Consider the following 22640-nt stretch of genomic DNA (forward strand, 5'->3'; position numbering starts at 1 on the left):
TTTTCAAGCACATCACTGGACCCTATATAGACCACGAGCGCTAGGCCAAGACCACCAACTCGCCTTTGTCAGCCAACCTGCCCGCAAGCCGCAGCGCCTCGATCTGATCCAAAATCAACTGTCTAAGCTGTGTGCTGGTGCTTCGATAGCCGAGCTGACGAGACACGATCAACACCAACTCATCTGGCCTTGCGCCAAGGTTGTCAGAAATAACCCTTGAGATCGCAACTTTGATCTCTGCTGGCGGCAAAAACTCGGGGCGTCGCAGTGTCAACGACTCGACCATGGAGCGATCCCGCACACGGACCTCTTTCCCCGGAATGGCCAAGAAGTCCTGGTCAATGATCTGAATCCCGCCCGTCGACATTACCGACCCAATCGCATCCTCAACAGCTTGCTGGATGCGCGAGCCTGCACGCTGCAAGCCCCAAAGCGTCCGGGCGCGTGTCACGACCTCGCTGCGATGAATGGGGCTTTCCACCTCAACGATCTGCCGCACGATGGTCGCCAATTGCCCTGTCGGCACTAAGTGCAGCTCGAACTGGTTGCTTGGCACGGCGAAGGATGACTCGATGTAGGGCTCAGTGTTCGGCGGACTTTGTGCCTCAATGAGTCCCACCTCAGTGACCTCACCGCGATCGACGGTGAGGATCTCCACCGGCACTGCACGGTGCGAAGACTTGGGGCTGGGCTCTGAGGTGCCTGACTCCGACTTTGCTCGTTCAATGGCTACAACAAGCTTTTCAAGCTCTGCCTCAGGCCGATGGAACCAGTCTGAACTCCAAATGCGGTAGAGCTGCCAACCCTTGTCGCGCAGCACACTCTCACGCAATCGGTCTCGATCACGCGCACTTCTCGCGTCTCGATAAGACTGCCCGTCGCACTCAATGCCTAAAATGTAGCGCCCAGGTTCTTCAGGATTAGATACCGCAATGTCGACGAAGAAGCCAGCCAAACCGACATCGGTGTGCAGATCGTAGCCTCGCGTGCGAAGTGCTTGGGCCACCTCTTGTTCGAATACGCTGTGCTTAGCGTCTCGCGCCTGGGTGGCAAGGGTAAGGCGACCCGTCCTTGCGTAGTTCAAGAAGAGCTTTAAAGCAAAGGTGCCCTTACCCTTGGCACGGTCGGTGTCGATGTCTTCATCGGTGATCGAGGTAAAGACCTCGCAACGTGATTTGGCGCGGCTGATGAGCACATTCAAGCGTCGCTCGCCGCCATCATTGCTCACAGGACCGAAATTCATCGTCATGTGGCGCTGCGCATCACGCCCATAGCCCACAGAGATATAGATGACATCCCTCTCATCTCCTTGGATGTTCTCCAAACTCTTCACAAAGAAGGGCTCTGCTGGATGATCGGCAAAGAACCCTTCTGTTTCCGGGTGCTGCCGGCGCAAGAGTTCCAACTCGTCGAGAATGGCGCGGCGCTGGGCAGTCGAAAAGGTCGCCACACCCAGCGTGAGCTTGGGCGTGTTCTGCGCATGCGCGAGCACTGCGAGTGCCACAGCCTTGGCTTCTTTGGGGTTGGTGCGCGTGTTGCCCCGGTCGTAGATGGCTTCGGGCAAATGATGCAGCCGCAAGCCCACACCTGCTTCACTGGTGTAGGGACTGGGGACAATGAAGAGCTTGCCTTCGTAGAATTGTTGATTAGACACGGCAATGAGCGACTGATGGCGGCTTCGGTAGTGCCAACGGAGCATGCGCTCAGGTAATCCTCTTGCGCGGCAAAGCCCCAGAATGCTTTCGACATCTGACGCCTGTGCCCCACCCTCGTCGTCATCCCGATCACCGCCATCGCCGAGTGCTTTGGAGAAAAAGCGTGTGGGCGGGAGCTGTCGCTCGTCACCCACGATCACCAACTGCTTGACGCGTGCGATCGCACCGAGCGCATCGATCGGCTGCACCTGACTTGCTTCGTCGATGACCAGCATGTCGAAGTCCAGCGCGCCTGCCGGTAGAAATTGCGCAACAGACAATGGGCTCATCATGAAGACGGGTTTGAGCGCCTGGATCGCAGGGGCACACCGTTGCATCAATTGACGAATCGGCAGATGACCCTTTTTCCTGGCCATCTCGCCGATAAGAATAGCTGTCGGGCCGGTTGCACCGCCTTGGCGCGGGATCTTGCTGTGATGCGCCTTGACCACTTCATACCGAGCCAGCTGCATACGCTCCTGGTCAAGACTTGCAAAGCTTGCTACCACCTGAGACTGCCGTTGCCCGTCAAAACTCGCCAACGCACGATCGCGCTGCACCAGCGCTTGAAGCAACGCTTCGTAGTAAGACAGATCGAACACTCCCGAGGCATCTGCTCTCGCCAGCTTGCCACTGGCAAGACCACCGACTATCGCACCTAAGCCCTTACGCTCGGCTTCCTTGGCAATGGCAAGGTAAGACACCCAACTCCGAAGCCCCTCCGGGTCTGCTTGCCAGCTGGCCAAATGGGTTTTGAGGGTTGTCAAAGGTGCATGGCTCGGATCACGCGTGATCTCTGCGTTGCCCTCGAACTGTAAGCCGACCAGAAGATCCATCACTTCGCCGGCCAACACTCCTGCCGCAGAAGAACCTCCCTCAGCCCGATCAAGCAATGACTGGGGATCAACGATGCGCGCGGCCAACAAGCGAAGCTCTGGATTGTGTTCAATCCAAGATGCGACTTGGCGAAGCTCATGCGCCTTGCTATCTAGTGCTCCCCAGAACGGACCAAATGCTGAGGTCCCATCAGCGGCCAGAGCGTTGTAAGCGGTAGTAGCAGTTTGAGCCAGCTGGATTTCTTCAATGACCGCAAGCGCCTGCTCGACCGTGAGTTCCTGCGCATTAGCCAATAGGGATGATTGCTGGGACGCGGCTTGCCAAAGGGCGGACTTCTCTTCCAGTTCCGATAGAGCAACGCGCTTGAGGACGGTCTCCTCGCCCCATGGATTGCGCTCAGTAGACAACAACGCTTCATGGACAGGCGCCAAATCGCGAACGAGTTCTTCTAGAACTGGTTTTACGCGTTTGGCGATTTCGGTTGCCAATATGCGATCGCTGATGTCGGCCAAACGTTCACGAACTCCGCTCCCCAAGGGTCGGAGCGTGCGCATCCAGGCCACGACGCCTCTGAGGAAGGATGGGTTGGAGCGCTCGCGCTGCCAGTTTGAGCCAAACGCTTCTTGTCCTTGGGCGTCGTGCTCAACGATCTTCTTCTGAGCGCTCTTGGCATCCAGGAGCACATCGAGCGACCCAAGCATGTCCAACGCCGGAAGCTTAGGGTTAGAAAGGAGCGTGCGGATGGTCTGATTCGCGCGACGCCAATCTCCACTTAGGAAGCGGAACAAGCTCGTGCCGCGCATCGCCAACTGCCCACGCGCCGCTTCAAGCTCCGTGCTGTCTTTGCTCCATGCAGCGTCGCGGAACACAGATGCCAGGTTGCTCTTTGCCTGCTGGACCGTTTCAACGGCCACAACGACCTCTTCGATCGCATCGACGCCCCGATCCCAGACGTGCGCGACCAATGCATCACGGTCAAGTTCCGGGATGGTCGTGGCGCGCTCCGCGATGGCAACCAGCCGAAGCGCCAGATCAAGCGTAAGTGGTGCCTTCTCGGCTAAGAGCTGCGTCAATCGTTTCAGATCAGGCCCGAGCCGAACCAGAGCACTGTGTGCCCCACCCAACGTCGCCAGCTCTTTCCCCAAAACGAAGCTGCTTGGCAAAGCGCTCAAAGTAGCCTTGGTAGCGCCCCAGTCTTGCGCGAACGCCTCCACCTGGATCTTGGCCTCGACCGCACCTCTTGCCTTCTGAGCGCTTTCAAGCCCATCAATGACTGTCGAAGCGCGACCAGGCTCATCCCAGACCTTGCTTTGAAGCGCATCGGAGCCAAGTTTTGGTGCTTCGAGCAGCGCCTTAACGCGTTGAACGGCAAGACCGGCATCATCAAATCGGACCGGAGGAGCAAGATCCAGCGCGCTGTGAAGCTCGGTGGTCGAGGCCTCCCAATCGTTCAATCGTTCGGTCAATCCAGCGACCAAGATGAGCAATCGGTCGCGTTCACTTGGCAGGAGGCCATCGTTTTGAACGCCGCTCCAAGCGTGCTCACCTGGAACGCCAATTTCTTCAATTCGCTCAATCAGTTCGCGTAGGAGCGATTCCCGCTCCTCTTTTTGATGGGACGCCCAGGAGGTGGGTGCTTCGAGAGGCAGGCTTTGAGTCGTGTAGCCCAAACGACGCAGACGCACCATGTGTCCGAAGACTTGGTATGGCGTCAGTCCAGAGGGCTGGTGAGCTTCGTGGAGACGCGCAACATGGGCGTTGAGTGTGTCGCGCTTTTCCGTTAGTTGCTCGATGATCGGCGAAGTGCTGTTTCGCTTGGGCTCGCCTAAGTGCAGCGTTTGCCGAAGCTCTTCCAGTAGAGAACGCTTGTTGGCCTTGTTGCTGTGGAGTTCCAAACAGGCCACGCCCACACCGACATGATCCAGTCGGCGCTTCACGACTTCGAGCGCGGCCATCTTCTCGGCCACAAACAACACCCGCTTTCCTTCGGCCACGGCGCCTGAAATGATATTGGCAATGGTTTGGGACTTGCCCGTTCCAGGCGGGCCCTGGACCAAGATGTTGTTGCCTTGAAGCACGTCGTGCACGACCAGAGCTTGCGATGAGTCGCAATCGACGACATGGCGCATCCTCTCTGGTGGGATGATATGGTCGAGTTCGCTATTTTCGTCGGTCAGGCTTGCACCTGGGAAACCATCTTGAACCACCCCGCGCAGCATAGGGATGGCGTCCAGTCCGCCCAGTGCATCCCAGTTTTGGGGGTCAAGATCCCGATACATCATGAACTTGGCGAACGAGAACAAGCCCAGGATGGCGTCATCGCGGAGCACGCCCCAGGTTTCTTTCCCTTCCAGCATGGCTTCCACGGATGCCAGGTAGGCATCGATATCGAGCGTTTCGAACTCCTCAATGCTCGGCAAGCGAAGCCCAAACTCGCGCTGCAAAAACAGCTGCAACGACAAGTTCGCTTGGATATCGTCGCCGGTCCATTTGAGGTGGAACTTCTCGCCAGCCGTGCTTCGCTCCAACTGAACCGGGATGAGCACCAACGGCGCGAAGCGGTCAGTTTGTGGAGTGGAAGTAGCACGCCAACGCAAGTAGCCGACGGTCAAGTAAAGAACATTGATGCCATGTTCTTCTTGGAGCGTCCGCGCGTCCATGTAGAGATCCAATAAGCGCTTCTGCAGACCTGTCGGCGTTAGGCGTGTTGTGAGATGCGCATCCCAATGCGCCTTGACACGCCCATCCTCATCCAGCTCAAAGTCTGGTTGCGCGATCAGCTCGGAATCTTCCGGCACTTCATCCAAGAAAACTTCCGCATCATCTTCATTCAAGTCAGGCATCGCGATGTCCTGCTTGGGGTCTTCCTTGCCAGCTACGAAGGTGAAGCGCTTGCCATCCATGACCAATGTCTGATACATCGCCTTGGCAAGCTCATGGACAACCTCGATGGTCTTTGCACGCCCGCCTCTGGGTGTGTGGAGCAGGCGATTGCGTGTCGACAGATCCAACAGCTCCAAACGGGCTTTTTCAACCTTGTCTTTGAGGCTACCTGCTCCCCGCAGCGAAGAGGCCTCTTCACCCACCTGCCCAACTGCCGTCTGGTCCATCGACTCTCCCCCTGTAACGGTGTTTGGCGGGTGTCAAGTGCCCCTCCGCCGCCACACCGCGCATTGACTATAATGCTTTCAATATAGCGCGTATTCCAGCCATTTAGGGGGCACTGTGGGTGAGTTGCGAAGCAGTGAGATTCACTGGGTGGTTCACAGCTACATCGGGGTTTAAGGCGGCTACCTGGGTGATTTCTCCTACAAGACACATCGAGAGTTCTACCCAGGCTTTTGCGACCTGAACCTGGATCCGGATACCTTCACCGACGACACGACCAGGGAACGATTTATTGCAATCCTGACGGGGGTCGAAGGACATCAACAATCAGCAATCCTTCGGGGCATCGCTCGTAAGTATCCCTGATACGCCCAGGGTTCCGTAGACACTCAAGACCCTCGTTGCGCGTAGCGCCGTTCAAACTCTACAGGGGACAGGTCGCCAGTTGAACCGTGGCGGTGGTTGGGGTTGTAGAACATCTCGATGTAGTCGAATACCTCGGCGCGAGCGGCGTCCTTGGTGGAATAGGTCCGCCGCCTGATCCGCTCGCGAGGTCCGCCGCCTGATCCGCTCGCGTTTGAGCAGTCCGAAGAAGCTCTCCACGGGTGCGTTGTCGTGGCAGTTGCCACGCCGACTCATGCTGCACACCACGCCATGGGACGCCAGGAAACTGCGCCAGTCATCGCTGGTGTAGACAGACCCTTGGTCCGAATGAACCAAGCAACCAGCGTTGGGTTTGCGCCGCCACACCGCAGACAACAAGGCCTGCACGACCAACTCGGTGTCGGCCCGATCGCGCATCGCCCAGCCGACGACCTGCCGGGAAAACAGATCGATCACAACAGCCAGGTACATCCAGCCTTCATGCGTGCGGATGAAGGTGAAATCGCTCGCCCAGGCTGTGTCCGGCTCAGTCACGTCGAACTGTCGGTCAAGCAGGTTGGCCGCCGCCTTGCACTGCATTCCTCCATGGAAGCGCGGTTTGCGACCATAGCCCACCTGGGCACGCAGTCCCTCGGTGCGCATCAGCCGATACACCCGATGGCGACTGCAACGCTCACCCAGATCGCGCAGATCCCTGGTGATCTTGCGATGCCCATAGACACTGCCGTTGGCCAGTCAGTGGTGCTTGATCAGTCCAAGCAAGCGCTCATCTTCCTTGGCGCGCTCACTGTTGGGCGAGCACAACCAGGCGTAATAGCCCGACCGGTTGACCCGCAATACCCGGCACATCGCACACACCCTGAATTCCCCACAGTGGGCTTGCATGAAGGCGTACTTTGCCCTTACCCCTTGGCAAAGTACGCGGCGGCCTTTTTTAGGATGTCGCGCTCCTCGGTCACTCGACGCAACTCTGCCTTCAGCCGCCGAACCTCGGCGCTCTGGTCCACCTCGGCGCGCTGCACCACGCCAGGCTTGCCGAACTTGCGCAGCCAGGCGTAGAGGCTGTGCGTGGTGACACCTAGTCGCTCCGCGACTTCTGCCACCTTGAAACCACGATCGGTCACTTGCCGGACCGCCTCGATCTTGAATTCATCCGTATACCGCTTGCTGCTCATAGACACCTCCGAATTGACCATTTTCCATGGCCTTGAGATGTCTAGGAAACCCTGGGCGTATCACATTACAAATGTCTTGTAGCGCAGCTTAGGAGACCTTGGAAGCCGTGGCAATGCTGTGGCGAACAAGCCCTGCCGGAAGCTGCTTTGGGATGTCTAGACCTGCATCGCACCCGCCGAACGGCGACCCCGAGGCCTTATTAAACAAAGGGTTAGACAAGAGAGCGGCAACCCCACAATTTCCCCTCTTCCTTTTTTAGGAGGGGGACGCTCTATCCAGCTGAGCTACGGGGCCAAGGGCTGCATTGTCGCACGATCGTTGCGGTTGCAAAGCCGGTGGGTGGTCGGCGGACCCTGCTAAAATCGCCGGCTAGCTGTTGTCGTGGATTGCCCTTGGCTGCCACGCAACCTTCCCGACTTTGTTTTGGAGATCCCATGTCCGCTGACCTGCTCAAGGCGCTCAACCTCGCCGCGTCTAATTCCGGCACCTATCTTGGCGAGGCGACCTGGTCGCAGGCCACCGGCGCGGGGGTGCTGCAGCCGCTCAATCCGACCACCAACGAGGTAATTGCCGATGTGCAGGCGACCACACCGGACGACTACGAGCGGATCGTGCAGCGTGCACAGACGGCCTTCAAGGTGTGGCGGACCACGCCTGCACCGCGGCGTGGCGAGGCGGTGCGCCTGTGTGGCCAGGCGCTGCGTGCGCACAAGGATGCGCTCGGGTCGCTGGTGGCGCTGGAAATGGGCAAAAGCAAGCCCGAGGGCGATGGCGAGGTGCAGGAGATGATCGACATCGCCGACTTTGCGGTCGGCCAAAGCCGCATGCTCTACGGCTACACCATGCACTCCGAACGGCCGGGTCACCGCATGTACGAGCAGTACCAGCCGCTGGGCCTGGTCGGCATCATCAGCGCATTCAACTTCCCGGTGGCAGTGTGGGCGTGGAATGCGTTTTTGGCGGCGATTTGCGGCGATATCTGCATCTGGAAGCCGTCCAACAAGACGCCGCTGACCGCCGTCGCGACGATGAAGATCTGCAATGCGGCGCTCAAGGACGCCGGCTTCCCGGACATCTTCTTCCTGATCAACGATGCCGGCACATCACTGTCGGAAAAGCTGGTCGAAGACGGCCGCGTGCCGCTGATCAGCTTCACCGGTTCGACCCAGATCGGCCGCGTGGTCGCCGAAAAGGTCGCGCATCGCCTGGGCCGTTGCCTGCTGGAACTGGGCGGCAACAACGCCATCATCCTGGACGAAACCGCCGACCTGAAGCTGGCAATCCCGGGCATCGTGTTCGGTGCGGTGGGCACTGCCGGGCAGCGCTGCACCACCACGCGCCGCCTGATCGTGCATGAGTCCATCTACGACAATGTGTTGGCCACGCTGGTCAAGGCGTACAAGCAGCTCGACAGCAAGATCGGCGACCCCACCGACGCGGCAAACCTGATGGGCCCGCTCAACAGCCGCGGCGCGGTGGAGCAGTTCCTGGCCTCGATCGCCAAGGCCAAGGCGGCCGGCGGCACGGTCGAAGTGGGCGGCACTGCGATCGATCGCCCGGGCAACTTCGTGCTGCCGGCCATCGTCACCGGGCTGCAGAACAGCGATGCCGTTGTGCAGCACGAGACCTTCGCGCCCATCCTGTATGTGATGAAGTACAGCACGCTGGACGAGGCGATCGAGTTGCAAAACGGCGTGCCGCAGGGCCTGTCGTCGTCGATCTTCACCCAGAACTTGAAGGCGGCCGAGAAGTTCCTGTCGGCGGCTGGCAGCGACTGCGGTATCGCCAACGTCAACATCGGCACCTCGGGGGCGGAGATCGGCGGTGCGTTCGGCGGCGAAAAGGAAACCGGCGGCGGCCGCGAATCCGGTTCGGATGCGTGGAAGGTCTACATGCGTCGCCAGACCAACACGATCAACTACTCCGACTCGCTGCCGCTGGCGCAGGGCATCAAGTTCGATCTTTGATCGATGGCCATAGGGCGCGCCGGGCAGCAGCCGGCGCGCCTGCTTGAGCCGTAGCGAAGCTGCAGCAGCGGCCTGCATGGCACGTGTCGCACTCAACCCAGCAATTTTTATAGGCATGGCATCGCAAGCCCAGCGACGACGCCCGGCAACACGAACTGCCGCGTCGCTGCGCTGATTGAAGCACGAACGATCGGTTATTTCAGCCGCTCCGACCCAACCAAACCCGATCACGCAACTGCGCTTGGCCGCAAACGGCACGCCTTTTGGCCGCCCGCTCTGGGATAATCCTGCGACGCCAGCCGTCGGCTGCCGGCTCAATCTCCGGAGTTCATAATGAACGTTGTCGTTCGACAGACCAGCGCCATGGCGATCATCAGCCTGGTCGCGGGCATCCTCGGCTGGACCCTGATCCCGTTCCTGGGCAGCATCTGCGCCATCATCACCGGCCATCTGGCGCGCGCCGAAATCCGCCGCAATCCGCAGGGACTCGAAGGCGATGGCCTGGCGATCGGCGGGCTGGTGCTGGGCTGGCTGGCAGTGGCGGCCTGGGTGGCGGGAGTGGTGATCTTCATCCTGTTCTTCGGCGGCTTGGCCTGGCTCGCGGCGGCAAACAGTTGAGCATGGCCGCGCCCTCCTCTGCCCAGCGTTTCAACGACCGCGTGGCCGCTTATGTACGCTACCGGCCGAGTTATCCGCCGCAGTTGTTGCGCTGGTTGCATGAAGAACTGGGCATCACGCCGGCAACGACGGTGGCCGACATCGGCGCCGGCACCGGCATCTCCAGCCGCTTGTTTCTGGAAGCAGGCTATCCGGTCACGGCGGTGGAACCCAACCCGGCCATGCGCCAAGCCGCGCAGCAGTGGCTAGCAGGGTTTCCGAAATTCCAGGCGATCGACGGCACTGCCGAAGCCACCGGGCTGGCCGATGCCAGCGTCGGCCTGGTGTCTGCCGCGCAAGCTTTCCACTGGTTCGATATGCAGGCGGTACGCGCCGAATGGGTGCGTATTTTGCAGCCAGACGGGCTGGCGATGGTCTACTGGAACTCGCGCGAACTGGACAGCACCGCATTCCTGCGCGGTTATGAGCAGTTGTTGCTGGACTACGGCACCGACTACTCGGCCGTGGCCGAGCGCTACCAGGACGATGCAACCATGCAGGCGTGGTTTGGCCAAGGCTTCCGCGCGATGGCGCGTTTCCCGAATGTGCAGCGGCTGGATTTCGATGCCTTGCGCGGTCGATTACTGTCGTCTTCGTATGCCCCGCTCGCCCATGACCTGCGCCATGCTCCGATGCTCGCCGCGCTACGCGCCTTATTCGATGCGCACGCGCACGACGGGCTGATCGACTTCCAATACCAGACCCGCGTTTTCGCCGGGAGATTGAACTGACCTGCATGTATTCGCTTGCCCGCCCTTTTCTGTTTTCTCTCGATGCCGAGCGCGCCCACGCGCTGGCGTTGCGCTCCATCGACACCGCCTACCGCACCGGCACCAGGCCGCTGCTGGCCAGGCGCCCGGTGCCACTGCCGACCCCGGCCTTCGGTTTGATGTTCCCCAATCCGGTCGGGCTTGGTGCCGGGCTGGACAAGAACGGCGAGCACATCGACGCGCTGCTTGCGCTGGGTTTTGGCTTCGTCGAGATCGGCACGGTGACGCCGCGCGCGCAGGACGGCAATCCGAAGCCGCGCATGTTCCGCCTGCCCGAATACCAGGCAGTGATCAACCGCATGGGCTTCAACAATCTTGGTGTGGATGCGCTGGTGGCCAACGTGCAGCGTGCGCGCCGCCGTGGTGGCTTGCTCGGCATCAATATCGGCAAGAACAAGCACACGCCCAACGAAGAAGCAACCGGCGACTATCGCTATTGCATGGAGCGCGTGTATCCGCTGGCCGACTACATCACGGTCAACATTTCCTCGCCCAATACCGCAGGTTTGCGTGAGTTGCAGGAAGAACAGGCACTGCGCCGGCTGATCGCCGATCTGCGCGATACCCAGGAAGCGCTGGCTGCGCAACACGGCAAACGCGTGCCGATGCTGGTGAAGGTGGCGCCGGATCTCAACGACCGCGACATCGATGCGGCCGCACGTGTGCTGGCCGACCTGACAGTGGATGGCGTGATTGCCACCAACACCACGGTGATGCGCACCTTGATCACCCACCATCCGCTAGCTGTGGAGGCTGGCGGCTTGTCGGGCGCCCCGCTGCTGGGGCAATCCACCTTGGTGCTGCGACGCTTGCGTGCGCGCCTGCCCGAGTCGATCCCATTGATCGGCGTGGGCGGCATCAACTCCGGTGCCGATGCGGTAGCCAAGATGGCCGCTGGCGCGACCTTGGTGCAGTGCTATAGCGGGCTGGTGTATCGCGGGCCACCGCTGATCTGCGAGTGCGTGGATGCGATCCGTCGCCGCCGCGAAGCGCCCAGCAGCGGTGCGGTGTCGCCGCTATGAGCGATGCAGTGCAGGCCGGCTGGAGCATGAGAGAGCATGTGCCACTGCGTGGGCTCAACACCTTCCATGTGGATGCCACGGCGCGCTGGTTGCTCAGCATCCACACGCCAGAGGCATTGCCGCAGGCACTGGCCGCTCCCGAAATCGCCGGGCAACCGCTGCTGGTGCTGGGCAGCGGCAGCAATGTGTTGTTGGCTGGCGACCCGCCGGGCTGCGTGCTGTGTTTCGACAACCGCCAGATCGCCATCATCGCCTACCATGCCGACCACGCCATCGTGCGTGCAGACGCAGGCGTGAACTGGCATGCGTTGGTGTTGTATTCGCTGCAGCAGGGTCTGTCGGGGTTGGAAAATCTGGCATTGATTCCTGGCACAGTGGGCGCTTGCCCAATCCAGAATATCGGCGCGTACGGGGCGCAGGTGGGCGACTTCATCCACGTGGTGGAAGCCTTCGAACGGCAGAGCCAGCAGTTCGTAAGGCTGACTGCAGACGAGTGCGCGTTCGGCTATCGCGACAGCGTGTTCAAGCAGCAGCCCGACCGCTATCTGATCGTCGCGGTGGAATTCAATCTGCCGCTGCTGCACGAGCTACTGTTGGACTACGCCGGCATCCGCGAAGAACTTACGAGCATGGGCGCCGAGCTGGCCGGTGCTGCCGATGTGGCGCAGGCGGTGATCAATCTCCGCCGGCGCAAGTTGCCAGATCCGGATGTGCTCGGCAATGCGGGCAGCTTTTTCAAGAATCCATTGTTGCCAAGCGAGCAGATCGCCGCGTTGCAGACCACGTTTTCCGACCTACCGGTGCATCCCGGCGAGCACCCGCGCCAGGGCAAATTGTCGGCGGCCTGGTTGATCGAGCAATGCGGCTGGAAAGGCGCGCGCGAGGGCGATGCGGGTGTTTCGCCGGAGCATGCGCTGGTACTGGTCAATTACGGCACCGCCAGCGGTGCGCAGTTGTTGGACTTTGCGCGGCGCATCGCTGAATCGGTGCGCGAGCGTTACTCGGTCGTCCTGGAACCAGAACCGCGCGTCATCGGGGCGCATTGGTGACTGCAGCGCAGGCATCGCGACGTGCAGCGCTGTGGATGCTGATCAGTATTTTCGCATTCGGCCTGATGGCGATCACAATTCGGCTGGCATCGAGCAACCTCGCGACCACAGAAATCGCATTTTTTCGTAATGCGTTTGGATTGTTGGCGTTGTTGTTATTGATCGTACGGCCGGGCAAACCGCTGCCGCGCACGCGACAATTGCCGCAATATCTGGCACGCACCTCGATCGGCCTGGCCTCGATGCTGTGCGGATTCTGGGCAATCGGCCACCTGCCGTTGTCGCAGGCGATCTCGCTGTCGTATTCCACGCCGTTGTTCGTCACCGTGCTGGCGGTGGTCTGGCTGCACGAGCAGGTGCGCATGCGCCGCTGGCTGGCGGTGGCAGCGGGTTTTATCGGTGTGTTGGTGATCCTGCGGCCAGGTTCGTCCACGTTCACGCCGGGCTTGCTGATCGCGCTGCTGGCGGCGGTGATCAGCGCCGTGGTTGCGATCCAGATCAAGCAACTCTCGCGCAGCGACGACTCGGACACGGTGGTGTTCTACACCTATGCGTTCTGGGTGCCGATGTCGCTGATTCCGGCGCTGTTCCAGTGGACTTGGCCGCACGGCATCCACTGGCTATGGCTGGTGGCGACCGGCGTCTTCGGCACCGCCGGGCAGTTGTTCTGGACGCGCGCACTCAAGCTGGGCGAAGTCTCGGCATTGCAGCCGATCAGCTTCATACAGCTGCCGCTGGTGGCGCTATTGGGCTGGTGGCTGTTCGGCGAGCAGATCGCACGTCACACGATGATCGGTGCCGCCATCATCATCGGTGCCAACGTCTATATCGCGCATCGCGAAACCGTGCTGGCGCGCCGCGCCGCCACGCACGCGCCGGTGGAAGGTGCAAAGCCGGGCGAGTGAGCGAAGGCCTGTGCGATGGAGGAATGAATCTCGTCGGTACTGCCGACGTACACTTCGACACTGCGCACTGCCCGCTCTACGCGGTGAGCAGCGCGGTATTCCATTGGCTGTACCGACATGGATGGTGACCGCCAGCGCGCTGGTGGTGGCGCTGATGACACCGGCCTTGCTGCAGAGCGCGTACGGTTATGCGGCGTCGGTCGCACTACAGGCCAATAGCGTGGCGATCGTGCTGCATGCCCTTGGCTGCGTGGTGTCGGGCGCGCTATCTGATCGCTTGGGAAGCGGCCAAGCGGCCGCGTGTTGCTCATCGGCAGCGTATTTTCTGGGTATCAGTGCATGGCTGTTCTACCGGCTGGCTGGGGAGCTGCAGTTGCTGTTTCCGTTGTACGCGTTGCAGGGCGCTTCACTTGGCATTCTCGGCGCCGTTCCGCGCATTCTGGTCGAAGCGTTTCCAACGGTGATGCGCCTGTCGGGCGTGTCGTTTGCCTAAAACCTGGCTTACGCCGTCTTCGGTGGTCTGCCCCCGTTGGTGGTGGTGATGTTGCTCAAGCACCACCCGATGGAACCGAGTTACTGCGTGGTTTTGTTGGCGTTGATCGGCCCATTGATCGGTGCGGGACGATGGCGTCGCGAACGGGTAAAAGTGCGGCGATCCAAAGCGCCCCCAGTGACTGCGCCGCGCTCAGTAGCCCCACGGTGCGCGCTTCGGCTGTTGCACAACTGCCGCACCGGGCTTGCGCCAATGCGGGCGCCGTGTACCGTGGAACATCACCAGGTACAGTCCGACCACCCACACCAGCGCGGCCGACCACCCTCCCAGAATGTCGGTGGGGTAATGCACACCCATATAAATGCGCGAGACGCCGACCAGCAGCGCAAATAGGCTGGCCACAATCGTCACCGGCCAGCGCCAGCGCGTGTTCCATGCCAGCGCGACGACCACCGCGGCAAGCGTCATCGAGCCCATCGCGTGGCCACTGGGGAAACTGAACGTGCTTTCCGGGGCGATTGATTCCCACAAACTGGGGCGCTCGCGTTGAAAGAACTGTTTGGCGCCCATGTTCAACAACGCTGAACCACCGAAACCCAACGCGGCGAAGCTGCCCTCGTGCCAGCGTCGCAACACCAACAACACCAGCACGATGCCGATATCCGCAGGAATCACGCCGTACTGGTAGCCGGCCTTGGAGACCACGCCGAAAAACGCGTCTAGCCCCGGCGTGGCGATACTGCGCATGCTCCACAGCAAGGGCTCGTCGAAGTAGAAATTCTCAAGCGCGTGCACTTCATCGGCCAGGTCCACAAACAGACCCAGCGGCAAAAACACGCCGGCGAACAACAGCGCCATGCGCCACGCATTGTTGCGCAACCACATCCTAAAACCAGCCGGCGACTCAGCCGGCGCGGCGGACATAGGTACGTTCGACGTATTGATCGATCAAATCGATGAATTCGTAGGCGATGTTTTCGCCACGCAAGGTGACGCTTTTTTCGCCATCGATGAACACCGGGGCCGACGGCGCCTCCCCCGTGCCCGGCAACGAGATACCGATATTGGCGTGGCGCGATTCGCCGGGGCCGTTGACCACGCAGCCCATCACCGCCAGGGTCATGTTCTCGGCGCCAGGGTTGCTGATCTTCCACTCCGGCATCTTGGCGCGCACATGGTTCTGCACCACGCCGGCCAGCTCCTGGAAAAACTCGGAAGTGGTGCGGCCGCAGCCGGGGCATGCGGTCACCATGGGCGTAAACGCACGCTGGCCGGTGGTCTGCAGCAGTTCCTGCGCAACGATGACTTCCTGCGTGCGCGACTGGCCCGGTTCCGGTGTCAGCGAGATGCGGATGGTGTCGCCGATACCTTCCTGCAGCAACACGCTCAGCGCAGCGGCCGACGCCACGATGCCCTTGCTGCCGATGCCGGCTTCGGTCAGGCCCAGATGCAGCGCGAAGTCGCAACGGCTCGCCATGTCGCGATACACCGTGATCAGCTCCTGCACCCCGGAGACCTTGGCCGACAGGATGATGCGCTCGCGCGCCAGGCCCAATTCCACCGCACGTTCGGCCGAATCCACTGCCGAGCGGATCAGCGCCTCGCGCAGCACGCGACCGGCGTCCCACGGGGTGTCGCGCCTGGAGTTTTCGTCCATTAACTGCGCCGCCAGCGACTGGTCCAGCGAACCCCAATTGGCACCGATGCGCACCGGCTTGTCGTACTTGATTGCGAACTCGATCAGTTGCGCGAACTGCAGATCCTTCTTCTTGCCGAAACCGACGTTGCCCGGATTGATCCGGTACTTTGCCAACGTTTCGGCACAGGCCGGCTCGGCAGCGAGCAGTTGGTGACCGTTGTAATGGAAGTCGCCGATCAACGGCACTTCGATGCCCATCATGCGCAGCTTGTCGACGATGCGCGGGATGGCGGCAGCGGACTCGGCGTTGTTGACGGTCAGGCGCACCATTTCCGAGCCGGCACGCCACAGGTCGGCCACCTGCTTGACGCTGCCAGCGATATCGGCGGTGTCGGTGTTGGTCATCGACTGGACGACCACCGGGTGGCCGCCGCCCACGATCACGCTGCCGATCTTGACGGCCTGGGTGATGCGGCGCGGCCAGGCGGTGGCGTCGGCGGGAGGGGTTGGGCGAGTCACGGCGTCATGCATCGCGGTATTTTAGCCTGTCCGCTGTCCGCGCACAGCTGAAGCGCCGTGCGGGCCGTCCTCCATACCGATGCGACGGTTTGTCGCAGGCCACCACTTCCATGAGCGCATAGCATTGCCGTGATGAACAGCTCCGACGCTTCCTTCCTGCGGACCCTGTGCAGCCTGCGTTGGCTGGCCACCGCCGGCCAGGCCGCCACCATCCTGGTCGCCACCGGGCTGATGGGTCTGAACCTGCCGCAGCGACCGTTGTGGGCCGGCGTCGCTGCCCTGGCGGTGTTCAATCTATACGCGCAGCTGCGCGTGGCCCACCGCGGCGCGGTTGTCCCGGCCACCGAGTTCGGCCACATCCTGGTCGATGTGACCGTACTGACCTGGATGGTTGGCTGGAGCGGCGGCATCGCCAACCCGTTCGGCTCGCTGTTCCTGGTGTTGATCGCACTGGCCGCGCTTGCCCTGCCGTTGAGCTGGGCGATGGCGGTGGCGGCATCGTGCGTGGCCGGTTACGTGGTCAGCGCGGCGTTCGGATTGCCATTGCCATATGGCAGCTTCGACCCGCTAAGCCTGCACATGTGGGGCATGGCCGCCAACTTCCTGCTTTCCACCGTGGTTGTGCTGGCGTTCGCCACGCGGCTGGCCTTGTCGATCCGCGAGCGCGAGCGCGAAATCTCAACGCTGCGCGAGCGCTTTGCACGCAACGAAGGCATCGTCGCGCTGGCCACGCACGCGGCGTCGGTTGCACACGAGCTCAACACCCCGCTGGCGACGATGACGCTGCTGGTGGACGACATCGCCGACCAATGCGACCAGACCGAATTGCGTGAAGACCTGGACACCTTGCGCGAGCTGCTGGTGCAATGCCACGAGCGGGTGCTGGCATTGGCCGCACCCGCCGACAACGGCCACCTCAGTCGCGAAGTGGCGGTCAAGGAGGTGCTGGAACAATGGCGGCTGGTACGCCCGACCATCGAGCTGCGCCGCAACGAGGATGCACCGATGCGCCTGATGCTGCAGCCCGGCGTCAGTCACTTGCTGATGGTGCTGCTCAACAACGCCGCAGACGCCGGCGAACGTGCCGGGCGGCCGCAGATCGATCTGACCTTGCGGGTGGAACACGACCATCTCAGCGGCGAAGTGCGCGACTACGGCCCCGGCTTCGACACCTCGCAAGCCATGCTGCCGGGCACCTTGTTCAACAGCGGCAAGCACGACGGCATGGGTGTCGGACTGGCGCTGTCGCATGCCACCGTCGAGCGGCTGCAGGGCGAGTTGTGGATGCTGCCCGCCGAGGGCAGCGGCGCCCGCGTCGGTTTCCGCCTGCCGCTCTCAGAACACGAAGTACTTGCATGACAAGCCCACCCATCTGCACCGGCCTGCTGGTCGACGATGACACCTTGTACCTGCGCACGCTGCAACGCAGCCTTGCCCGCCGCGGCGTCGAAACGTTCACCGCCACCGATGCGGCTACTGCGTTGTCGATCGCGCGTAGCGCGTTGCCGGATTTTGCGTTGATCGATCTCAAGCTCGGCCACGATTCCGGACTGAGCCTGATCCAGCCGCTGCGTGAAATCCGCGCCAACATGCGCATCCTGCTGGTCACCGGTTACGCGAGCATCGCCACCGCGGTGGAGGCGATCAAACTTGGCGCCGATGACTATCTGCCCAAGCCGGCAAATATTCCCACCATCATGCGTGCGCTGGGCGAAGACGACGACGAGGTGCCCGAGCCGGACGAAGAACAAACTGCGCAGGAAATGATGACCCCGCTCAGCCGTCTACAGTGGGAGCATATCCAGCAAGCGCTGCACGAAACCGGCGGCAATGTGTCCGCCGCCGCGCGTTTGCTTGGCATGCATCGACGCTCGCTGCAGCGCAAGCTGACCAAGCGGCCCAGCCCGGGGCCGTTGCGTGAGCCCGGGCGCTGAGGAGCGCTAAGAATGGCTAACAGAACTACTGCGCTCACCGCCAGGCGGGCGCGGCCGGTGCTCGGAATCGGCATGTACCACGCGTACATTGCGGTTCCCCCGCGCTGTCCGCACCCACCTGGCGACTGCTCGCTACGTTTTGTTAGCCACTCCAAGCCGTCTTGACGGCTGAGCATCGGTTTGTCGCTGTGCCAACAGCGAGTCAACCTCAGTCCCTCATGGCTGCTCATCGATCACTCGAGGCTGACCAAAGACGCGCGCCGTGCGCGTTATGCGCTCCGTAGCGATCAGACATTCCCGTAGAGACCGATCGAGCACTGCGGCGATATGCGCTTGAACCACGTCACTCGCGTCGACCCCGAAGCGCGCGTGGCGCCTCGCTTGGCTGCGTCACAGCTCCCCGTCAACTGAACATAGACAGATGCCTCACATCAAGGGATGAGGCTTTAGGCCGATACTGACGCATGTCACCACTGCCCGCGTCTGTCGAATCCCCCGTTCCGCCTGTGGTCGATGAGTCCACCCGGCTGGCCGTCCTGCGCAGCTTGTGCTTGCTGGATTCGCCGGTGGACCCTGTGTTTGAGACTATCGCTGCACTGGCGGCGCGCAGCCTCGGCGCGGAAATCGCGCTGGTCTCACTGGTGGACGAACACCGCCAATGGTTCAAAGCGCACACCGGTCTGGAAGCGCAAGAAACCCCACGCGACCAGGCGTTTTGCGCGCATGCGATCCGCTCGGACGAGGTAATGGTGGTGCTGGATGCGCAGCTGGACCCGCGCTTCTCCGATAACCCTCTGGTGCTGGGGCCGCAATTTATCCGCTTCTACGCCGGCGCGCCGCTGAAGCTGCGCGATGGCCACAGCATCGGCACCTTATGCGTGATTGGCACCAGCCCGCGCGCGGAACTGGATCCCGAAGCGATCACACAGTTGGAAGGCCTGCGCGACCTAGCCGTGTTGCGCGTGGAAAACCTGCGCAGCATCACCTATCGCGATGGCGCGACCGGCCTGCCCAACCGCTCGCGTTTCGGCGAAGATCTGGAGGCTTGGCTGTCGCAACCCGACAATGCAGCGGCGAGCACGGCAATAGCGGTTGACATCTGCGGCAGCGATTACTTCCGCGACATGGTCAAGGCACTGGGTTGGGATTACGCCGACGGCTATGTGGCGCTTGCCCAGCGTCGTCTGGCCGCGTATCTGCCTGGCGGCACTGCGCTGTATCGGCTGGATCCGACCACCTTCGGCTTTCTGGCGCAGGCCGAAACCCAGCGCCTGGCCACGCTGTGCACCAAAATCTCGGAGGCCTTCGCCGAGCCGCTGGAGCATCAAGGCATCCCGCATACCGCGGTTGCCTCGATCGGCGCGGTCTCGCTACAGACCAGCTACGGCGCCGCCGACACCATCCGCTCGCTCACCACTGCGGTGGATGTGTCGCGCGAGCATTGCCTGCCGTGGAGCATGTACGAGCGCAAGCACGACGTCGCGCAGCGCAACACCTTCCGCCTGCTCGCGGCTTTGCCCGCTGCGTTGGACAGCGCCAATCAGCTGAGCCTGCATTACCAGCCACGTGTGGATCTGCACGACCACCGCTGCGTGGGAGTGGAAGCGCTGCTGCGTTGGCAGCATCCAATGATCGGCCCGGTGATGCCGTCGGACTTCATACCGATGGCCGAGAAGACCGCACTGATCAATCGCATCACTGCCTGGGTGATCGACAAGGGGATCGCCCAGGCAGCGCGCTGGCAGCAGCAAGGTCTGGACTTCAATCTGGCCTTGAACGTGTCGGCCGCCGATCTGGATCGCCCCGGTTTTGCAGGTCTGCTGCGGCGTAGTCTGGAGCGCTACAAACTGGATCCGCGCCGGCTGGAAATTGAATTCACCGAGAGCGCGATGATCCGCCACCCCGAACATCTGGCCGAGCAACTAGCCGCGATCGCTGCATTGGGCGTGCATATCGCCATCGACGATTTCGGCACCGGCTACAGCAATTTCAGTTACCTCAAGCAGCTGCCGGCCAGCGCGTTGAAGATCGATCAATCCTTCATTCGCTCACTGCCCGACAGTCGTACCGACCGCACGTTGGTGCCGGCAATGATCCATCTTGGCCACGACCTGGGCCAACGCGTGGTTGCTGAAGGTATCGAATCGCCAGAAGCGTATGCGCAGCTGCGCGCCTGGGGCTGCGACGAAGGCCAGGGCTACTGGATCGCCAAACCGATGCCGGCGGCCGCATTGGAAATCTGGCTACAGACGCCGTGGCACACGCAATCCGCGGCGCCGGTCAACCTGCTTGCTGCGAGCCTGGCGGCAACGCGCGTCTAACTCCACGCGGCGGCGGCAGGCAACTGTTCGCAAGCAAGCGTTAGAGGCTGGGGACGACCGCGCTGCACGCTGTTCGGCGGAATCGCCGATGCAAGGATTCGGCTTACTGCCGGGTTCGCGTTCGTTTCCCGGATGGCGCATCCACCAGGATGTACTCGCCAGCGTTGCTCTTCCAGGTCGGCGTCTGTTTGTCGAGCTTGATGCACGGCCGGCCACCGCACGAGGTGATCTCGACATGCGGGGACGCCTGCTGCACTTCCGCGCGTACCTCCGCCGCATCGGCGCGGACGTATGCGGCCTGCAACCGGTCGTTGGCGTGTTTGAGCAACAGCAAAAATCCCCCAAGCAGCAGCGCAAAGAACACCACCAGCGTGACGATAATCTTCCAGGCCCAGGCGATCCTAGGCTGTAGCGCATCTTCCATTCGCTGCTGCTGTTCCCGGAACAGCGCCACCATCGCCTGTCTAAACTTCGCCTCCTCCTGCTCCCTGGCGGTCTGCATCGCCGCCTGCACCGTCCCGGCCTGTTGCTCCATAGTGGAAATCAAGCCGTCCAGACGCCCGACGGCGAGTGCCATCTGCGCCAGGATCTGGCCTGCTTGCTCATTCATCTCATGCCCCGGCGACTGCATCAAAGTGAAAACCCTTGCTGCTGCGGCTGTAGCTGCTGCTGGGTCTGGAACAACGCCCGATCCTGCTGTCGCTGCGTTTCGGCAGTCAGCTGCTGCAGGCTTTGCTCCAGCGGCTGGGCGGTGGCTTGCGCCTTCTCGTTGACTGCGCGCTCGACGAGCGAGGGCATGTGCGGGTTGGTCGCGGTTGCCAGCAGCGCCCGGCCGTCCTGGCTCGGTGTCAACGCATCGATGCGGGGCAGCTGGTGCAGCCTGGCCTGATAAGCCACGGCCCCGGCAACCTGCTCCATGTGCACCCGATCCAGATAGCCGCCGGCCTGCGGTCCCAGCCGCTCCAGCTGGGTGAATGCCTGCTCGAAGAGCGGATTGTCCCTGCCAGGCAATTGCTGGTGTTTCGCCAGCACCCGTTCCTCTGCGGCGGCAAGTGTCTGCTGCCAGCGCTCGGGGGTTGCATAGGCCATCGACGCCGCCCGCGCGCCTTGGTCGTCGCCGGCTTGCAAGGCAGCGTAGAAGCGTTCGACCAGCGGGTCCTGGTGGCGCAGAACCGCCTGCTCCGGGACTGCCGAAACCGAGTGCGAGGCTGGCGGCGGGAATGCCGGAGCGACCGGCACATGCTGATGGTCGTGCCCCCGGCTGCCGTCCTGGGTGTGGTGGAAGTGGCCCAGCGCCGCCGGTGTCTGGCTGGTATCCAGATAGGGGCGCGGCGCCTTGTTCGCGCCAAGGTCCAGGCCTTCCATTTCGATCAGGTCCTCCTTCAGGCCCAGCGCCGTCATATCGATGGCGATCTGCGGCTTGGCGCCCTGGTAGTGCACAGTGGCCTGGTCCTCGGCGGCGACAATCTGCTCCAGCGCCCAGGTGCCGTAGAAATTGGCGTAGTCGGCGGTGGGGTTGGGTTTGTGCTCGCCCAGATGCACCGGGCGTTGATTGAGCTGGGCATGTAACACAGAGGGGCGGTCGAAGTAATGCTGCCCCATGGCGGCAATATTGGCCGGAGTCTGCGATAGGCTGGCGTCTTGGTTGAAGGTGAGGCCGGGTTTGGCGACTGCCAGCGGAATAGCAGCATTGGGGTCTGGCACTACGAAATCTCGAACTCTGTCGTTCTTGGTAGTAAACAACATATGACCCAAGTTAGCGTTTGGGGTACTTTGTTGCTCGCGGCTCAGCAACGCATTCCAGCCCGCAATCTCCGCTTTCGCCTCATCTTCGCGTCCCGCCTGGATGTAAGCCCGCAATTCGTCCGTGTAGTCGTGCCCGGGCCCCCGCGCCCGGGCCTGCGCTCCGATGCTCTACATGAACGGCCTGCGTTGCCCGGTCCTTGGCGGCATCGTTGAAGCCATGCTGGATCTCGTGGCCCAGCACGAAGGTCATGTCCTTGGCATCGAAGACTCCCAGCGGGTTGGCAGGCGAATTGGCCTGCAATCCCAGCGGCGGCAGATTGATGCCCTTGGGCGTACCGTCCTGCTGTACGGTGCTGCCGTCATAGGTGGCGCCGGCCGCCATGCTGTTGCCCAGCAGGCTGAAATGCTGCACATGCCCC

The 22640-nt window shown here is 62.0% G+C and carries 14 protein-coding genes, 1 other RNA gene and 3 pseudogenes; 11 read left to right on the forward strand and 7 right to left on the reverse strand.

The genetic code is table 11. The features are described from left to right. Positions 1 to 40: 40 nt before the first annotated feature. On the reverse strand, positions 41 to 5641 hold the full coding sequence (locus PD885_RS11225) for a DUF3320 domain-containing protein (RefSeq protein ID WP_088056875.1): 5601 nt from the start codon (positions 5639 to 5641) through the stop codon (positions 41 to 43). Positions 5642 to 6028: 387 nt separating this feature from the next. Further along, positions 6029 to 7198 (reverse strand): annotated as a pseudogene (locus PD885_RS11235) (IS3 family transposase). 435 nt (positions 7199 to 7633) lie between these two features. Here PD885_RS11235 and amaB point away from each other — a divergent pair. From amaB to PD885_RS11270, 7 genes and pseudogenes are all read left to right on the forward strand, one after another. Further along, a complete protein-coding gene (gene amaB, locus PD885_RS11240) occupies positions 7634 to 9166 on the forward strand; it encodes an L-piperidine-6-carboxylate dehydrogenase (protein WP_002813670.1) in 1533 nt (510 codons plus the stop codon). A 333-nt stretch (positions 9167 to 9499) separates the two neighbouring features. Continuing rightward, entirely contained in the window at positions 9500 to 9784 is a 285-nt protein-coding gene (locus PD885_RS11245) for a DUF4190 domain-containing protein (protein WP_002813672.1), read from the forward strand. A 2-nt stretch (positions 9785 to 9786) separates the two neighbouring features. Next, positions 9787 to 10554, forward strand: a complete 768-nt coding sequence (locus PD885_RS11250; RefSeq protein ID WP_040762990.1) for a class I SAM-dependent methyltransferase — start codon at positions 9787 to 9789, stop codon at positions 10552 to 10554. A gap of 5 nt (positions 10555 to 10559) precedes the next feature. Continuing rightward, positions 10560 to 11615: a quinone-dependent dihydroorotate dehydrogenase gene (locus PD885_RS11255; RefSeq protein ID WP_002813676.1), complete on the forward strand. Its 1056-nt coding sequence runs from the start codon at positions 10560 to 10562 to the stop codon at positions 11613 to 11615. Then, complete coding sequence (murB, locus tag PD885_RS11260) at positions 11612 to 12664, forward strand: UDP-N-acetylmuramate dehydrogenase (protein WP_002813679.1); 1053 nt, start codon at positions 11612 to 11614, stop codon at positions 12662 to 12664. Before PD885_RS11255 ends, murB begins: the two co-directional genes overlap by 4 nt. Then, positions 12658 to 13569 carry a DMT family transporter gene (locus PD885_RS11265; RefSeq protein WP_088056876.1) on the forward strand — a complete coding sequence of 304 codons (912 nt, stop codon included), beginning with the start codon at positions 12658 to 12660 and terminating at the stop codon, positions 13567 to 13569. Before murB ends, PD885_RS11265 begins: the two co-directional genes overlap by 7 nt. A 31-nt stretch (positions 13570 to 13600) precedes the next feature. Further along, positions 13601 to 14221 (forward strand): annotated as a pseudogene (locus PD885_RS11270) (MFS transporter); the annotation flags it as partial. Between the two features lie 33 nt (positions 14222 to 14254). Here the strand turns inward: PD885_RS11270 and PD885_RS11275 are convergent. Beyond that, the gene (locus PD885_RS11275) at positions 14255 to 14986 is read right to left on the reverse strand and encodes a phosphatase PAP2 family protein (RefSeq protein WP_088056878.1); all 732 of its coding nucleotides are present in this window, start codon (positions 14984 to 14986) and stop codon (positions 14255 to 14257) included. Further along, on the reverse strand, positions 14967 to 16232 hold the full coding sequence (ispG, locus tag PD885_RS11280) for a flavodoxin-dependent (E)-4-hydroxy-3-methylbut-2-enyl-diphosphate synthase (protein ID WP_088056879.1): 1266 nt from the start codon (positions 16230 to 16232) through the stop codon (positions 14967 to 14969). The genes PD885_RS11275 and ispG overlap by 20 nt, the downstream gene beginning before the upstream one ends. A 120-nt stretch (positions 16233 to 16352) precedes the next feature. Here ispG and PD885_RS11285 point away from each other — a divergent pair, with 120 nt between their 5' ends. The 4 genes from PD885_RS11285 (at position 16353) to PD885_RS11300 (ending at position 20475) form a co-directional block, all read left to right on the forward strand. Beyond that, positions 16353 to 17579 (forward strand): ATP-binding protein, encoded by a 1227-nt coding sequence (locus tag PD885_RS11285; RefSeq protein ID WP_002813695.1) that lies wholly within the window; start codon positions 16353 to 16355, stop codon positions 17577 to 17579. Continuing rightward, complete coding sequence (locus tag PD885_RS11290) at positions 17576 to 18154, forward strand: response regulator transcription factor (RefSeq protein WP_088056880.1); 579 nt, start codon at positions 17576 to 17578, stop codon at positions 18152 to 18154. The genes PD885_RS11285 and PD885_RS11290 overlap by 4 nt, the downstream gene beginning before the upstream one ends. A 72-nt stretch (positions 18155 to 18226) precedes the next feature. After that, positions 18227 to 18302, forward strand: a non-coding RNA gene (locus tag PD885_RS11295) — sX9 sRNA. Between the two features lie 316 nt (positions 18303 to 18618). After that, complete coding sequence (locus PD885_RS11300; RefSeq protein WP_040762992.1) at positions 18619 to 20475, forward strand: putative bifunctional diguanylate cyclase/phosphodiesterase; 1857 nt, start codon at positions 18619 to 18621, stop codon at positions 20473 to 20475. Between the two features lie 103 nt (positions 20476 to 20578). Here the strand turns inward: PD885_RS11300 and PD885_RS11305 are convergent, their stop codons facing one another. The 3 genes and pseudogenes from PD885_RS11305 to PD885_RS22530 all read right to left on the reverse strand — a co-directional run. Then, entirely contained in the window at positions 20579 to 21085 is a 507-nt protein-coding gene (locus PD885_RS11305; RefSeq protein ID WP_231895743.1) for a hypothetical protein, read from the reverse strand. A gap of 20 nt (positions 21086 to 21105) precedes the next feature. Beyond that, entirely contained in the window at positions 21106 to 21564 is a 459-nt protein-coding gene (locus PD885_RS22525; RefSeq protein WP_324995250.1) for an XVIPCD domain-containing protein, read from the reverse strand. Positions 21565 to 21642: 78 nt separating this feature from the next. Then, positions 21643 to 22636, reverse strand: a pseudogene (locus PD885_RS22530) (XVIPCD domain-containing protein); the annotation flags it as partial. Between the last annotated feature and the right edge of the window lie 4 nt (positions 22637 to 22640).

The organism is Xanthomonas fragariae (assembly GCF_900183975.1).
Classification (GTDB): Bacteria; Pseudomonadota; Gammaproteobacteria; order Xanthomonadales; family Xanthomonadaceae; genus Xanthomonas; species Xanthomonas fragariae.

Excerpts from the sequence above, each read along its gene's own strand:
- amaB (WP_002813670.1), top strand. The coding sequence starts at position 7,634 with ATGTCCGCTGACCTGCTCAAGGCGCTCAACCTCGCCGCGTCTAATTCC.
- PD885_RS22525 (WP_324995250.1), bottom strand. The coding sequence starts at position 21,564 with ATGGCCTATGCAACCCCCGAGCGCTGGCAGCAGACACTTGCCGCCGCA.
- PD885_RS11305 (WP_231895743.1), bottom strand. The coding sequence starts at position 21,085 with ATGAATGAGCAAGCAGGCCAGATCCTGGCGCAGATGGCACTCGCCGTC.
- PD885_RS11290 (WP_088056880.1), top strand. The coding sequence starts at position 17,576 with ATGACAAGCCCACCCATCTGCACCGGCCTGCTGGTCGACGATGACACC.
- PD885_RS11255 (WP_002813676.1), top strand. The coding sequence starts at position 10,560 with ATGTATTCGCTTGCCCGCCCTTTTCTGTTTTCTCTCGATGCCGAGCGC.
- murB (WP_002813679.1), top strand. The coding sequence starts at position 11,612 with ATGAGCGATGCAGTGCAGGCCGGCTGGAGCATGAGAGAGCATGTGCCA.
- PD885_RS11300 (WP_040762992.1), top strand. The coding sequence starts at position 18,619 with ATGTCACCACTGCCCGCGTCTGTCGAATCCCCCGTTCCGCCTGTGGTC.
- ispG (WP_088056879.1), bottom strand. The coding sequence starts at position 16,232 with ATGCATGACGCCGTGACTCGCCCAACCCCTCCCGCCGACGCCACCGCC.
- PD885_RS11285 (WP_002813695.1), top strand. The coding sequence starts at position 16,353 with ATGAACAGCTCCGACGCTTCCTTCCTGCGGACCCTGTGCAGCCTGCGT.
- PD885_RS11225 (WP_088056875.1), bottom strand. The coding sequence starts at position 5,641 with ATGGACCAGACGGCAGTTGGGCAGGTGGGTGAAGAGGCCTCTTCGCTG.
- PD885_RS11250 (WP_040762990.1), top strand. The coding sequence starts at position 9,787 with ATGGCCGCGCCCTCCTCTGCCCAGCGTTTCAACGACCGCGTGGCCGCT.
- PD885_RS11275 (WP_088056878.1), bottom strand. The coding sequence starts at position 14,986 with ATGTCCGCCGCGCCGGCTGAGTCGCCGGCTGGTTTTAGGATGTGGTTG.
- PD885_RS11245 (WP_002813672.1), top strand. The coding sequence starts at position 9,500 with ATGAACGTTGTCGTTCGACAGACCAGCGCCATGGCGATCATCAGCCTG.